The sequence below is a fragment of the Pseudoalteromonas sp. 120-MNA-CIBAN-0494 genome (genome assembly GCF_040308885.1).
Taxonomy (GTDB): domain Bacteria; phylum Pseudomonadota; class Gammaproteobacteria; order Enterobacterales; family Alteromonadaceae; genus Pseudoalteromonas; species Pseudoalteromonas nigrifaciens.
Window position 1 is genome coordinate 144178 of record NZ_JBEOOE010000002.1, and the last position, 14268, is coordinate 158445.

The 14268-nt window shown below is 41.2% G+C and carries 15 protein-coding genes and 1 riboswitch; of the genes, 5 read left to right on the plus strand and 10 right to left on the minus strand.

Annotated elements, in window-relative coordinates; all coding sequences use genetic code 11:
* Positions 1-181: 181 nt before the first annotated feature.
* Entirely contained in the window at positions 182-361 is a 180-nt protein-coding gene (locus AAEY55_RS02390; RefSeq protein WP_011329208.1) for a DUF3545 family protein, read from the plus strand.
* A 56-nt stretch (positions 362-417) separates the two neighbouring features.
* Here the strand turns inward: AAEY55_RS02390 and ung are convergent, their stop codons facing one another.
* The 8 genes from ung to AAEY55_RS02430 all read right to left on the minus strand — a co-directional run bounded on the left by ung (position 418) and on the right by AAEY55_RS02430 (position 8080).
* Complete coding sequence (gene ung, locus AAEY55_RS02395; protein ID WP_089368744.1) at positions 418-1080, minus strand: uracil-DNA glycosylase; 663 nt, start codon at positions 1078-1080, stop codon at positions 418-420.
* Complete coding sequence (locus AAEY55_RS02400; RefSeq protein ID WP_192531877.1) at positions 1077-1952, minus strand: cobalamin-binding protein; 876 nt, start codon at positions 1950-1952, stop codon at positions 1077-1079. Before AAEY55_RS02400 ends, ung begins: the two co-directional genes overlap by 4 nt.
* Positions 1952-2551: a cob(I)yrinic acid a,c-diamide adenosyltransferase gene (cobO, locus tag AAEY55_RS02405; RefSeq protein WP_182683923.1), complete on the minus strand. Its 600-nt coding sequence runs from the start codon at positions 2549-2551 to the stop codon at positions 1952-1954. Before cobO ends, AAEY55_RS02400 begins: the two co-directional genes overlap by 1 nt.
* Positions 2535-4025 (minus strand): cobyric acid synthase, encoded by a 1491-nt coding sequence (locus tag AAEY55_RS02410; protein WP_350549937.1) that lies wholly within the window; start codon positions 4023-4025, stop codon positions 2535-2537. The genes cobO and AAEY55_RS02410 overlap by 17 nt, the downstream gene beginning before the upstream one ends.
* Before the next feature lie 9 nt (positions 4026-4034).
* On the minus strand, positions 4035-5036 hold the full coding sequence (locus AAEY55_RS02415) for an iron ABC transporter permease (RefSeq protein ID WP_350549940.1): 1002 nt from the start codon (positions 5034-5036) through the stop codon (positions 4035-4037).
* 1 nt (position 5037) lies between these two features.
* Positions 5038-5850 (minus strand): ABC transporter ATP-binding protein, encoded by an 813-nt coding sequence (locus tag AAEY55_RS02420; protein ID WP_089368747.1) that lies wholly within the window; start codon positions 5848-5850, stop codon positions 5038-5040.
* A gap of 78 nt (positions 5851-5928) precedes the next feature.
* Positions 5929-6070, minus strand: a riboswitch (cobalamin riboswitch).
* Positions 6071-6115: 45 nt separating this feature from the next.
* Positions 6116-7054, minus strand: a complete 939-nt coding sequence (locus tag AAEY55_RS02425; RefSeq protein WP_350549943.1) for a porin — start codon at positions 7052-7054, stop codon at positions 6116-6118.
* A gap of 162 nt (positions 7055-7216) precedes the next feature.
* Positions 7217-8080 (minus strand): LysR family transcriptional regulator, encoded by an 864-nt coding sequence (locus AAEY55_RS02430; protein WP_011329216.1) that lies wholly within the window; start codon positions 8078-8080, stop codon positions 7217-7219.
* A gap of 90 nt (positions 8081-8170) precedes the next feature.
* Here AAEY55_RS02430 and AAEY55_RS02435 point away from each other — a divergent pair, with 90 nt between their 5' ends.
* Complete coding sequence (locus AAEY55_RS02435) at positions 8171-8545, plus strand: DUF413 domain-containing protein (RefSeq protein WP_011329217.1); 375 nt, start codon at positions 8171-8173, stop codon at positions 8543-8545.
* Between the two features lie 106 nt (positions 8546-8651).
* Here AAEY55_RS02435 and rarD read toward each other — a convergent pair whose 3' ends face one another.
* The gene (gene rarD, locus AAEY55_RS02440) at positions 8652-9572 is read right to left on the minus strand and encodes an EamA family transporter RarD (RefSeq protein ID WP_011329218.1); all 921 of its coding nucleotides are present in this window, start codon (positions 9570-9572) and stop codon (positions 8652-8654) included.
* Positions 9573-9624: 52 nt separating this feature from the next.
* Entirely contained in the window at positions 9625-10080 is a 456-nt protein-coding gene (locus AAEY55_RS02445) for a thioesterase family protein (RefSeq protein WP_172459223.1), read from the minus strand.
* Between the two features lie 201 nt (positions 10081-10281).
* Here AAEY55_RS02445 and recQ point away from each other — a divergent pair, with 201 nt between their 5' ends.
* The 3 genes from recQ (at position 10282) to AAEY55_RS02460 (ending at position 14214) form a co-directional block, all read left to right on the plus strand.
* Positions 10282-12105 (plus strand): DNA helicase RecQ, encoded by a 1824-nt coding sequence (gene recQ, locus AAEY55_RS02450; protein ID WP_011329220.1) that lies wholly within the window; start codon positions 10282-10284, stop codon positions 12103-12105.
* Positions 12106-12112: 7 nt separating this feature from the next.
* A complete protein-coding gene (locus AAEY55_RS02455; protein ID WP_011329221.1) occupies positions 12113-12397 on the plus strand; it encodes a DUF3630 family protein in 285 nt (94 codons plus the stop codon).
* 107 nt (positions 12398-12504) lie between these two features.
* On the plus strand, positions 12505-14214 hold the full coding sequence (locus AAEY55_RS02460) for a ShlB/FhaC/HecB family hemolysin secretion/activation protein (RefSeq protein ID WP_089368749.1): 1710 nt from the start codon (positions 12505-12507) through the stop codon (positions 14212-14214).
* Positions 14215-14268 lie beyond the last annotated feature (54 nt).

Sequence of the window (14268 nt, forward strand, 5' to 3'; positions counted from 1 at the left end):
AAGTAAAACTTCATCAACAAATCACACTTTAGTAACATAAATGTCACTTTTATATTCTATTTTAGCTAGGCCTATGGTATAGGTATTCGCGAAGTTAATACCTATTGCGTTAAATTAGTGAGCCGTTATAGCTTATGTTTTTAATAAGACTGGTATCAAATGCAGTCTAAAGGAGATATTCATGGATAGCCTAAGCAATATAATAGAAGGTCCTGAAACAAAAAAGGAAGCTTCTCAAAAAAATAAAAAAAGAAGATGGCGCGAAATCGAAGCAATACAAGAAAAGTATCGTTTACGCAAAGAACTACAGGAGTTGGACTACTTTACAGACAGTATAGCCGTTAATGAGCTCGACTTTTAAACGACTAACTAAAAGGCCCGCATTACTGTGCGGGCCTTTGGTTTTAAAAGTTAAAATTATACTTGCCAATTAATCGGCGTTTTACCTTGAGATTGCAATAACGCATTCGTGGCTGAAAAATGCCTACAACCAAAAAAACCTCGATGAGCAGACAGTGGCGATGGGTGCGGCCCTGCTAAAATATGCTGGCGTGCGCTATCAATTCCCTTACCTTTTTTTTGTGCATGAGCACCCCACAAAATAAATATTACGCCTTCACAATGGGTGTTTATATGCGCAATAACCTTATCGGTAAATTGCTCCCATCCTAAGTGTTTATGCGAATGGGCTTGGCCTTGCTCTACCGTAAGTACTGTATTGAGTAAAAACACTCCCTGCTCTGCCCAGCTTTGCAAGTAACCATGGGTAGGAATAACAAAATCGTTTATATCGCTAGCCAGCTCTTTATAAATATTTTTAAGCGAAGGTGGCAGCTTTTTAACCTCAGGTAATACTGAAAAACACAAACCATGCGCTTGGCCTTCACCGTGGTAAGGATCTTGCCCTAAAATAACAACGCGTATATCACTAAGCGGTGTTGCAGCAAATGCGCTAAACACTTGCTCTTTTGGAGGATAAACAGCAACACCTTCACTGCGGCGCTTAGCAACGTAGCCGAGTGTTTGCTGCATATATGCTTGCTGTAATTCTTGCTTTAAAAATGCAGTCCAATCGCTCATTGTATGCTCTTTATTTGTTGACGTGATACGTCTATTTTATCACACATATCGGCCAGCCCATCTAGCATACGTGCTGAAAAACGATGTAGTAAGTCGGCATTTACAGATAAAAACTGCTTGTTTTTTACTGCGGGTATTTCTGGCCATTGCTGCCAATTAATAGTGGGTTGCGGTGTTGCTGATTTTTCATCCGGAATAATTATAATTTGCGGTTTAGCCACAATCACATTTTCTATGCTTATTTGTGGATAGTCGGTGCGGCTATTTGCAAATACATTGGTTACTTGGCAAGTGGCTATTAACTCACTTATTCCGGTATTTTTCGACACAGTCATCATCGGCTCAGACCAGAGTTGATAAAAGCCAGTGAGTTTACTTTTACCCTGTTGCTTGGCTTTAATGGCTGCAAGTTTAGCATTAAATGCTTTTACCACTTGCTCGCTTTGTTTAATGTTACCGGTAAGTTTTCCTAGCATAAGCAACTCATCGGCAATACCTGTAATTGTCGTTGGATCAGTTAAATAAAGCTTAATACCTAAGCGCTCTATTTGTGCTAAATCATCGCTTTGATTACCACTTTTCCAAGCAATTACTATATCTGGCTTAAGGACTAAAAGCTTTTCGATTGAAATACCATAGTAACCGCCAATACGGGTAATACCTTTTGCCGCTGCAGGGTAGTCGGCGTAATCAACTGTGCCAACAATATTATCTCCCGCGCCTATTGCATACAGGTTTTCTACGATGTGCGGGGCCAGTGCCACAATACGCAGTGTTTTAGCTGACTGTATTTTATCAATTTGTACCTTGTTGGCCTGCGCATGCTGGGATAAACAGAGTAACAATAGGCCAACAACAAGCTGTTTAAACATTAGTAATCAAAACCTTGCAGAGCTTTAACACCTGCATCAAATGCATGTTTTACATTACGCACTTCGCTTACTGTGTCAGCCAGTTCTATTAATTTACGATGTGCTGCACGGCCGGTAATAATAACCGACTGCATTGGCGGTCTGTTGCCAATCGCCTCTAGCACTTCATCTACATCAATATACCCATAGGTTACCATGTAGGTTAGCTCATCGAGCAGCACTACATCTAAGCTTGCGTCACTAAGCAGTCGCTTTGACTCTTGCCAAGCAGCTTGCGCGGCTGCGGTATCGCTCTCTTTGTCTTGGGTATTCCATGTAAAGCCTGTGCCCATTACCACAAACTCCACACCCGCACCCTGTAACAAGTTACGCTCTCCGCATTCCCAAGTGCCTTTTATGTACTGACACACAGCGGCTTTTTTTCCATGGCCAACACAACGTGCTACCACACCAAATCCTGAGGTCGACTTACCTTTGCCATTACCAGTTATAACTTGAAAAATACCTTTTTCTTGTTGCGCTGCAGCTATTCGTGCATCAACTTGATCTTTTAATTTTTGTTGGCGTTGCTGATGTTTATCTTTACTTTGTTCGCTCATGATTATGCCCTTCATAAATTTTAATAATGTGTGCAATATTTAAATGCGTTTCACACATGGCAGCTAAACGCTCTAGTTGCTGCTCACGGTGCTGGTTAATATTAACCGGATTAATAACTGTATCGGCTTTGAGCCACTTTAATATTTGCAATGTGGCACTCGCTTGATCAAATAAGCCATGTAAATAAGTACCCGCTATGGCGTTATCATCACTAATAAACCCATCGGCTGTAAAGCCATTTGGGTGTTCATTAAAGCTTAAAAATGGTTTATTAAGTGCTTCACCTTGGCTAATGCCTGCATGAATTTCGTAGCCACTACAAAGTGTTTGCTGGTTATTTAATTGCATAGTCGCGGTTACATTACTCAATATTTTTTGTGCTGTAAGTGTGCTGGTAAAATCACTTAACGCTAGCCCCGGCATCTGCTGTAATGATGACTCAACACCTAGGGGATCATTAATACTATTGCCAAGCATTTGCATACCACCACAAATACCGAGCACTTTACCACCATAACGTAAATGGCGTTTTATTTGTGTATCCCAGCCTTCATTTTTTAAAAAGGCTAAATCACTTAATACGTTTTTACTCCCCGGTAAAATGATCAAATCAACATCGGGGATCGCTTGTGTATGCGCTACATAATTAATATTTATATTGGGATGTAAGCGCAGTGCATCAAAGTCAGTATGGTTGCTAATGTGCGGCACAAGCAGCACGGCAATATTAACGCTGGCATTAGTTAGCGTATTATCAATAGCAATTGCATCCTCAGCATCTAATGCAAGGTCGTGTAAATACGGCAATACGCCTAACACCGGTTTACCTGTGTACTGTTCCAGCCAATCAAGTCCACTTTGTAATAAGCTTATATCGCCTCTAAAACGATTTATTACAAAGCCTTTTACCCGCGCTTGCTCCGACTCACTCAATAATGCCAAAGTACCCACTAAATGAGCAAACACACCGCCTTTATCTATATCGGCAATTATAATTACGGGGCAGTCAACGGCTTCGGCGTAGCCCATATTAGCAATGTCGTTGGCTCTGAGGTTTATTTCGGCTGGGCTGCCCGCCCCTTCCACCAGCAATAAATCAAAACGTTTTGCTAAACGGTTATGCGACGTGAGTACTGCATCCATAGCTACTTTTTTATAATCGTGATACGCCCCAGCTTCCATATTACTTATGGCTTTACCATGAATAATAACCTGCGCGCCAGTATCGCTATTTGGCTTAAGTAATATGGGATTAAAGTCAGTTTCAGGGGCTACCTTTGCCGCTATAGCTTGCAGTGCTTGAGCACGACCTATTTCACCACCATCATCTGTAACTGCACTATTTAATGCCATATTTTGTGGCTTAAATGGCGCTACATTTAGCCCTCTATTAGCAAATACTCTACACAGCGCCGCAACCAGTGTACTTTTACCCGCATCGGATGTGGTGCCTTGCACCATTAACGTTTTCATTTTATAGCCCTACATCTGGCGCTTACGAAAATACAATAAGCTTAAAAAGAACACGCTACCAATAGCTGCAGTAATAACCCCAACCGGTAACTCTTGATTCGTTAATAACGTGCGCGCTAGCACATCAACCCAAACCATAAAAGTACCGCCCACCAAACTCGTTACCAGTAAGCCAGATAAGCTACCTTGGGAGATAAAAAAGCGCACTATATGCGGCACCATTAATCCTACAAAGCCAATTCCGCCACACATAGCCACTAACACTGCCGTTATCAGCGAACTTAAAACTAGCATCAATATTCTAAAGCGATGTACCCGCACACCCAGTGTTATAGCACTTTCATCGCCGAGCAGCATGGCATTAAGTTGGCGCCTAAAACTAAGCATTGTAAATGTACACAATACAATAACCACAAAAGGTAACCACAGCGTTGCCCACTGCGCTCGTGCAAAACTGCCGAGCGTCCAAAATAAAATAGCCGCAACTGCCTGAGGATCGCTCCAGTAAAGTAATAAACTGGTAAATGCGCTAAATAAAAATGACAAGGCCACACCTGCCAGCAGCATAGATTCTACTTGCCCACTTTGCTGCCGCCCTGCAATCAATATAAGTAAACTCATAGCCACTAAACTGCCAGCCAATGCCGCTGCCGATAATGCAAAGCCCGCACTAATGCCCACAAACGCCATGAGTATAACTACCCCCAAAGACGCCCCAGACGATATCCCAAATAAATAAGGATCTGCTAACGGATTACGCGTCACGGTTTGCAAAATAAGCCCGGCAATGGCTAAACCACTGCCAGCTAAAAATGCCAGTAATGTGCGTGGCATTCTTAATTCAACAATAATTCGAGTGTTAAAGGAGCCCTCTGTTGAGGTGAAAATACTTTTAAATACATCAGTTAATGATGTGTCGGCAGCGCCATAACTCAGCGCCGTAAATAACGTAAATAATGCAGCTAGTACTGTGACTAAAAGTGCTATTGAATGATTGTTAAGCATGCGCATATTATTCATACCCATAAAAGTAAGTAATATGTGGAATAACACCACCTAATTTAGACATTTGCGGGTGGTGGCTTACTTGTGCACATACACCAAATACATCATTGAGCATGTCCTCGCTAAGCACATCGATGGGAGAGCCTGTATTAACAATTTCGCCGTGATTTATAACCACCAGCTCATCGCACATAGCAGCGGCTAAATTTAAATCATGAAACGATGCAAACACAGTAACGCCAAGCGATTTAGCCAACTCCATTACCTGAATTTGATACTTCACATCTAAGTGGCTGGTTGGCTCATCCATAATTAATAGTTGCGGTTGCTGCACCATAGCCCGAGCAATTAATGCACGTTGTTTTTCTCCTCCCGAAAGCGACTCAAAACGTTGGCTTGCATGATCCTGCAAGCCAACTCGCGCTATAGCTTGGTTTATTTTTTGTGTGTCGGCTGTTGTGGTGGTGCTAAATAATGCTTTATGCGGGGTTAACCCAAGTGCAACCACATCTAATAAAGTTAAATTAAATTGTGATGGGGTTTCTTGTAAAACAACCGCAACCTGCTTTGCGTATTCATGGCTTTTTAACTGCCAAATATCGGTATTATTAAATTTAATTTGCCCTGCAGTGGGCTGATTAAAGCGATACAAACACCGCAGTAAACTAGATTTACCTGCGCCATTGGGGCCAATTAAGCCAACGAACTTACCTTGCTTTATTTGCAAATTAACATTGTTGAGGATAGTTTTACTGCCAATATTCCACGACACGTGATTAACGCTTAACAATGGTGTATTTAATGGCGTTTGAGTTTGCAATAGTTAGCCCTAGGCAGGAATGCGCTCACTAACAATGCAACTAACTATGGCTAGTACATAATTTGAAGATGAGTAAACCCGCTCGTTAAAATAGTTTATTTGTATCTGACTTAAAGCGTTATGCTAATTACAGTTGCGGGAACAGTTGAGGAGTTGCACCTCATTCCAAATGAATACTCTATTATGGGCGGCTAAGTAAATAATTTAAAGCAAAAAAAACCGCACTTAACAAAGTACGGCTAAAAAAGGCAGTGCTAAGCGCTGCTTAAAATTTATATTCTATACCTACACCTAAGTAGTCTTGGTCAACGTTGTTGTCCATATCGAAATTAGAATAAAAACCAAATAATTTAGTGTTTTTATTTAACTGATGATCAACACCTGCCGAAATAGCCGTTTTGTCATCACTGTCTTTAAAATCCATTGCCTGGTACTGCAATTTAAAGGTATTGCTAGCCATAGTGTAAGCCGCACTTAATAAATAACCGTCGGCCTCACTACTGCCATCAACTTTTTCTTGCGTTTGATACATAGCGCCTAATTTAAAATCGGCTACTTTACCTTGTACTGATGCGCGCACTACATCGTAGCCGTTCACTTCACTATCGGCAGCAATAGCGGCATATATTGCGCTCTTTTTAAGGGCTGCGTCACCATAAGTTACTGCCATTGAATAGCCATTTTTAGCACCTGCTGCATCGCTATCCTCTGCAACAAACGTAGCCAAAAGCTTAAAACCTTGGTAAGAATTAGAGGCATAAGAAACACTACTGCCCATTCTATTTTCACCTTTAAAGGCATTTTTAATGTCGCCTTCAAGGTCGCTAAATAAATCAACTTTACCTTGTGACTGCTTAAGCGCGGTATCGTTACGGCCAATAACAACTTGGCCAAACGCGCCTTTTAAACCTATATACTGATTACGAGCAGAGATATTGTCGTCATTATCACCTTTTGAGTCGGCGTCAGAAACATCAACTTGAAATTCAAACTTATAAACAGCTTCTAAGCCATCAGATATTTTTTCAGACCCTTTTAAGCCCAAACGTGATGAGTTACTTTTAATTTCGGTAAAAGACCCCTCACCATCATCCGACGACTGTAGTGTTACGTTCGCTTTACCGTAAAAATCCACTTCAGCAAGCGCATTAAAAGACAAACCACCTAATAAAGCTACACATAAGCTCGACTTTACAAATTTCATGTTATTTCCTCGATAATCACAACAGACTCGTTTTTAATGCAACAGGAGTTTGGCACTGTTAAATGACAAAAATATTACAGCCGTCATATTTTTACACTTTTAAATTCATAAAAACACATAATAGTTGCAATCAAACGTACATATACAGCAAATCCATTGGCCTTACTCTACGGGTAACTTAGGGGTCATTTGGGTTAATAAATTTACTAATGTTTCTATTAACTCTTTTTGCTCATTGTCTCTGTGATAGGCAACAAATATATCGCGCGAGGTGGTTTCTACGTCTTTCACATGAAATAACTCGCCTTTTTCTAAATGCGCTGCAACAAGTACTTGAGGAATGAATGCACTCCCTCCGCATTGCAATATTAAATCAAGTGCTATACGCCCAGTACTTGTTCTAAAGTAGGGTGGGGTTTTGCCAGTAAACTGGCGAGCATGCCACAGTGAGAATGTCGTGCCCCAGTCAACATATACGTACTGGTTATCAAAAAAGTTATCGTAACTGGCAGTATCAAACGCGCTTACCGGTATAATGGGTAGTTCACAAATTCGCTCAACCACCAGCTCATCAACTTTTGGTGGATCAAATAAAATAGCTAAATCTAAGGTGCGCTCTAATAACAGGCGGGTACTTTCTTGTTGTGCTTTTACCTCAGCCACCAAAGACACACCGGGCATTGCCGATACAATATTAGTAATACCAAACTGTAAAAATGCATCCCAAATGTTTGGTGTACCCGCTAGGCAAATTTGTTTATGCATATTATCGGCAAGTGCCACATCTACTTTTGCTCTTTGCATGCCAGTAATGATCATTTGTGCATGGGGTAATAAACGCTCACCTGGCGCTGTTAGTTGAATATTATTGCGCTGGCGAATAAACAAATTAACACCAAGCCCTTGCTCTAATTGACGAATTCTAAAGCTTACTGCAGACTGCGTGATATAAAGGTTTTCAGCCGCTTTGCCAAAGTGACGAGTGCGTACTACCTCAACAAATGTTTTTAATAAATCGATATCCAATCTTTTATCCTCACGATAAAAATAACTTGTTTAAAATATTTGCAAACTTGCCGCATACTCCAACAATTACCAAGGTATGAGGGTACAACAATGAGCAATGATATTTCACTACTTCGCCAAGCATTTGTTAGTCAACGTCAGTTTTTTGATGATCAAAATTTCCCACGCGGATTTGGTCGCAGCGGAAACTTTACCTTATTAGAAGCCAGTATATTAGAGCAACACGGTGTTGTTTTAAAAGGCTTACATAATAAAGCCCTAGAGCCACAAAATGAACATCAGCAACAATTTGTCGCTGTTATTAGTGGTGCTTTAGAGCCAACCAATGCAATTGAGCGCGCTTGGGTTAAATACTTAAAGTTAACAACCAGCAAAGCAAAGTTCCATACATTATTTGGCCGCTCAAAAATAGCGACCCCAGCACCAATAAGCCAAGACTATTACGCCGAGTCAGACAGTATGTAATTGCTTTAACTATTTAATTTTTACATTTTAAATAGTTAAACATACACCAAGCCTAGCGCGAGTACAAAATACATCGCGCTACGTGCTTACTTAAGTTAACTAACTTTTAAACCACGCCTGAGGCCACAATAGCGGCTTTTTTACGTTTACGAGATTGCCTAAAAGAGTCCCAACTAAAAATAGCCAATGCACTCCAAATACAAACAAATGTAACTACTCGCTCGGCATCAAACACTTCACCGTAAAGCATCACAGCTAATATAAACATCAAACTTGGCCCTATGTACTGAAAAAAGCCTAAAGTGGTGTATTGCAAACGCTTAGCAGCGCCGGTAAAGCACAGTAGTGGTAAGGTGGTAATGATCCCGGCACTAATGAGTAACACATTGGTATGCCAGTCATTAGCAGGCAAGCTTGACGTTGCTGTAGGCACCATTAAATACCAATAAATAAGCGCTACGGGCAAGAGTATAAATGCTTCTATTGAAATACCGGACAATGCTTCCACTGGCAGTTTCTTACGCAGTAAACCATATATTGCAAATGATATAGCTAACGAAAAAGCAACCACAGGAAATGAGCCAAAACTTATTAATTGCAGCAGTACACCGGTAAATGCTAAAGCAACAGCAACCATTTGAAACTTACGTAAACGTTCGCCTAAAAATAACACTCCCAGTAATACATTTAGTAACGGATTAATGTAATAACCTAAACTGGCATCAAGCATATGATTATTATTAACTGCCCATATAAACAAGCCCCAGTTAAACCCCAGTATCGACGAGGTTAAAACCAGCATTAACAATAGTTTAGGCTGTACTATAATGCGTTTAATTCTATCCCACTGGCCTAAAATACTCACAATAATAATTAAAAACATCACCGACCACACAACACGATGCGTTAAAATTTCAAATGCAGTAACATGCTGGAGTTGCTTAAAGTATATAGGTGCTAAACCCCATATAGTAAAAGCGATGCAAGCCAAAATGGCGCCCTTGCGCTTCTCGGTATCAATCGGCATAAATAAACACTTAGTTATTCAAAAGGTCGCCAGTTTACTCCGCAAACTTTTATTAGCCAACTAAATACGTGCCCGTACCAAATGCTATTTGTACTGCTTGCTCATTATGCAATTCCATCCTACAAACACATACTTTATTGCCCGAGCGAATTAAAGTGGCACTGGCTATAAATTTCTCGCCTTTGCCTGGGCGTAGGTAATCGGTGCGCATATCTATAGTGCCCAAGGTGGCTAGTTTTTGCTGCACAGATAAAATATCAACATCGTTTAGCTTATCTATTACACTTGCTGCGGCTAACATACCACCTACGTTATCGAGCACTGCCGAAATAACGCCGCCATGGAGTATTTTTTGTGCCGGATTACCTATGAGTATATCCTGCCAAGGAAACGATATTTTTGCTTGTTCTGGGCTAAGTGATTCTACCGATATTTTTAAAAACTGATTAAACGGCATATTATTTACAAACAGCGAGCCTACATGCTCTATTAACATTTCTTTATTCATTATTATTCTCTATGTTATATCTGGTAAGAGGAGTAAAGCATAACTAGGATAAAACTAGCAACACAGTTAAATTTATTAGCCGCTTAAAGTCAGCTAATATCACCCCCCTGAGCGAGTAAATTCACACGTTATAAATTTATTCAAAAAACATTCAACACTCGCTAAAGACATCCTGTACAAAAAACACTAAAATACCCCGCAATGAATACATTAACACCACCCTCTAGCTCACTTGTGCGCACCCCTGAAGCTGTACTCAAACAAGTGTTTGGTTATAGTGAATTTCGCGACGGCCAAAAAACGGTTATTGATGCAGCCATTAACGGCCAAGATTCGTTGGTATTGCTGCCAACCGGTGGCGGTAAATCTGTGTGCTATCAAATACCCGCTTTAGTGCTTGAAGGGGTAACTATTGTTATTTCTCCGCTAATATCGCTAATGCAAGATCAGGTAACTCAACTACAAGCGCTGGGCGTTAAAGCCGCATATATAAATAATAGCTTAGCCCGCGAAGAGCAGCAGCAGGTATACCAACAACTCCATCAGGGATTAATTAAACTACTGTATGTTGCCCCTGAAAAAGTGCTGCAGCGCGAGTTTTTAGAGCGCTTATCGCATTTAAAAATCAGCTTATTTGCTATTGACGAAGCGCATTGTGTATCGCATTGGGGGCACGATTTTAGACCCCATTACTTTCGTTTAAGCGAATTAAAACAACGCTTTGCTCATGTACCTATGATGGCCCTTACTGCAACTGCCGATAAAGCCACTCGTTTTGATATTGTTGAGCAATTAAAGTTACAACAACCCTATATTCATACCGGCAGCTTTGATCGCCCTAATATTCGCTACACCATAGAAGAAAAATTTAAACCTATGGTGCAACTGCTGCGCTATTTAAAAGAACAAAAAAGCCAAAGCGGCATAATTTATTGCACCAGCCGTAAGCGCGTAGACGACATAGCCGAAAAGTTAGCCGACGCGGGACTTAACGCCGCCGCCTATCATGCAGGTATGAGTAACGAGCAGCGCCAATTTGTGCAAACCGGCTTTGCCCGCGACGATATACAAATAGTGGTTGCTACAGTGGCCTTTGGTATGGGTATAAATAAACCCAATGTGCGCTTTGTATTGCATTACGATATTCCCAAAAGCATAGAGTCGTACTATCAAGAAACTGGCCGCGCTGGGCGAGATGGACTTGCCGCTGAGGCTATAATGTATTTTGATCCGGCAGATATAGGCCGCGTAAGACGCTTTTTTGAAGATATTGACGACGAGCAACGTCGCCGCGTCGAAGAGCAGCGCTTTAATGCCATGGCCAGTTTTGCCGAAGCACAAACCTGCCGTCGACAAATCCTGCTTAACTATTTTAGTGAGTATCAACGTGAGCCATGCGGTAACTGCGATATTTGCTTAAATCCGCCCAAAAGCTTTGATGGCACTTTAGTAGCGCAGCAGGCACTATCGTGTGTATACAGAGCAGAGCAACGCTTTGGCCTTGGATATATTGTTGAGTTACTACGCGGTGCAAACACCAGTCGTATTCGCGATAATAACCATCATCAACTCAGCACCTACGGCATTGGCAAAGACAAAAGCAGTGAATTTTGGCTAAGTATTTTACGCCAACTTATTCATCAAGGCTTATTAAGCCAAGATATAACCCAAGGTGCATCACTGCGTTTAACCGAAGCCGCGCGCGCTATTTTAAAAAGCGAATATGCGTTGCAACTCGCAGAGCCTCGCCTGCAAGCTAAGCATGTTTATCAAGATAAATTAGCCCAGTTTAATTACGACAAAAAGCTATTTGCTCGCTTAAGGGCGCTGCGAAAAGAGTTAGCCGATGCCGACGATGTACCGCCGTACGTGGTATTTAACGACAAAACGCTTGCAGAAATGGCGCAGCTAATGCCGACCAACGACAGCGAATTTTTAAAGGTGTCGGGTGTTGGCTTTACTAAATTAAATAAGTATGGCGGTGAGTTTTTAACTGCAATTCGCAACTACCTTGCTACTAACTAAGAGCATTATGACCATAATAGAATATCACCACACGCATCAATGCATTATTATTACGCCGGTAGAGCCGCCCCACGACGAAGACTTTGAACTGTGGAGTCGCTTGTTTTTACACCACGATGAAATAACCATTAATGAGTACTCTGCTGGTGCCGATCGCCATCAACTGCGCTTCACTTATCAGCAGCAAACATTTAATTTAAATTTTGAACACTACAGCCAAAGTATTTGGATTAACGGCGAAGGCCATGACGCTGAACATTTATTAGCCGCACTTACTTTTTACCTAAGTTAATAGCAATTAAATAACTTCAAGCTCTCTACTTTTAACTTACATTTTAGTAACAATGATGTAAGCTGATATTACGGTAGTAATTTGCTACGTAGCAGTAAAGGGTTTGAATGATTACTAAAAAATGGATTTCATCTTGTTGTTTTAGCCTCTGTATTCCAAGCTTTTTTATGTTCAGTTTAGCTGCGCAAGAAACCCCTCATGCGCAAAATGATTGCGCAAGCGAGCAACCAACGCCATCAAGTAGTAATAATTTACGCCGTCAACTAGATCAACCAACGCCACTGTTAAAGCAAAGTAGTAATGCAAAAATTGCCAATATTACTTTGCAGCAACTTAACGTATTTAATACTGAACTCGAAGCCGAAAATAACGCCCTATTTCGCTTTGCTAACCGCGCGCATATTCAAACCGAGCCTGAGGTTATTAAAAGTATTTTATTGTTTGAGAGCGGTGATAATTTTGATCCTAAAAAGCTCGCCGAATCAGAACGCTTACTGCGTAAACAAAACTATTTATACGATGCTCAAGTCATTGCCACCGAAAACTGCGAAGGGAACGTTAATGTTACCGTCGTTACGCGTGACTTATGGACACTACTACCAGAAATAAGCTTTAGCCGCAGTGGCGGAGAAAACAAGTCGAGTATTGGTTTTCGCGAATCTAACTTATTTGGCTGGGGTAAGCGTTTGTCGTTGTCGCGCACTACAGATAGCGATCGTAATGGTTATTTATTTGTATACGACGATCCTAATATTTTATCAACCCGCTATCGTGGGCGTTTAGAGTACGCCGATAATAACGATGGTAAACGCCATCTGCTAGAACTTACCTATCCGTTTTTTGCTATAGACACCCCTTTTAGCTACGGTATTTTAAGCTATTCAGAGCAACGCGAAGAAGCGCTATATCAGCGCGGTGAAAAGTTTAGCGAGTTTGATCAAACGACCGACTACAACAGTTTTTTTGTTGGTCACTCCAAAGCATTAAGCCGTAACTGGACCCAGCGCCTCAGCCTGGGCTACGTTGATGAGCAACATACTTTTGCTGCAATAGACTCTACCTTTGCACCCTTAGCCGTCGATCGCAGCTTAAGCTATCCTTATGTAAGCGGACACTGGTTTGAAGATAACTTTATAAAAGTACGCAATTTCGACAGTATTTATCGTACTGAGGACTTAAACTTAGGTTGGAACATAAAAGCCTTACTAGGCTACTCCGATGAATCTGTTAGTAACGATGATAGCCGCGCGGTTTACTCTTTTAATTTTAAAAAAGCTCACTTTAGTGGCGATAATACCTTATGGCGCTTTAGTGCAGGCATTGATGGTTACTGGAATAAAGAGCAGGACAAATTTGAAAACCTGATCTCCACCAGCCAAATACAATATTATTTAAATACCAGCATTGATCAGTCTTGGTATGTAAAAGCTCAGGTGCAGTACGCTAAAAACCTCACTAACGATAAACAACTTACACTCGGCGGCGAAACCGGCCTACGTGGCTATCCTATGGATTATCAGCATGGAGATCGCAGCTTTTTAGTGAGTTTAGAAAAGCGTTACTATTGGGAATATGATTTGCTGCAATTATTTAAAGTAGGCGGCGCGGCTTTTCTTGATGTTGGCCGAGCATGGTCTAACACCCCAAACAATGTTGAAGATAGCCGCGTTCTTAAAAATGTAGGTATAGGCCTGCGCTTAGCACCAAGCCGTGCAAATGCCGGCACCATGATCCATATAGATATAGCTGCACCGCTAGATAGTGCCGATGGCGTAGATTCGGTACAGTGGCTGGTAAATGTTAAAAATTCTTTTTAAATGGCTATTTCGTCGCACCCTAAAGCGTTAAACTGGGCATATATAATTATTGTG

Bases quoted from the DNA above. Each gene is read 5' to 3' on its own strand.
- AAEY55_RS02390 (WP_011329208.1), top strand. From the start codon at position 182: ATGGATAGCCTAAGCAATATAATAGAAGGTCCTGAAACAAAAAAGGAA.
- ung (WP_089368744.1), bottom strand. From the start codon at position 1,080: ATGAGCGATTGGACTGCATTTTTAAAGCAAGAATTACAGCAAGCATAT.
- AAEY55_RS02400 (WP_192531877.1), bottom strand. From the start codon at position 1,952: ATGTTTAAACAGCTTGTTGTTGGCCTATTGTTACTCTGTTTATCCCAG.
- cobO (WP_182683923.1), bottom strand. From the start codon at position 2,551: ATGAGCGAACAAAGTAAAGATAAACATCAGCAACGCCAACAAAAATTA.
- AAEY55_RS02410 (WP_350549937.1), bottom strand. From the start codon at position 4,025: ATGAAAACGTTAATGGTGCAAGGCACCACATCCGATGCGGGTAAAAGT.
- AAEY55_RS02415 (WP_350549940.1), bottom strand. From the start codon at position 5,036: ATGCGCATGCTTAACAATCATTCAATAGCACTTTTAGTCACAGTACTA.
- AAEY55_RS02425 (WP_350549943.1), bottom strand. From the start codon at position 7,054: ATGAAATTTGTAAAGTCGAGCTTATGTGTAGCTTTATTAGGTGGTTTG.
- AAEY55_RS02435 (WP_011329217.1), top strand. From the start codon at position 8,171: ATGAGCAATGATATTTCACTACTTCGCCAAGCATTTGTTAGTCAACGT.
- rarD (WP_011329218.1), bottom strand. From the start codon at position 9,572: ATGCCGATTGATACCGAGAAGCGCAAGGGCGCCATTTTGGCTTGCATC.
- AAEY55_RS02445 (WP_172459223.1), bottom strand. From the start codon at position 10,080: ATGAATAAAGAAATGTTAATAGAGCATGTAGGCTCGCTGTTTGTAAAT.
- recQ (WP_011329220.1), top strand. From the start codon at position 10,282: ATGAATACATTAACACCACCCTCTAGCTCACTTGTGCGCACCCCTGAA.
- AAEY55_RS02455 (WP_011329221.1), top strand. From the start codon at position 12,113: ATGACCATAATAGAATATCACCACACGCATCAATGCATTATTATTACG.
- AAEY55_RS02460 (WP_089368749.1), top strand. From the start codon at position 12,505: ATGATTACTAAAAAATGGATTTCATCTTGTTGTTTTAGCCTCTGTATT.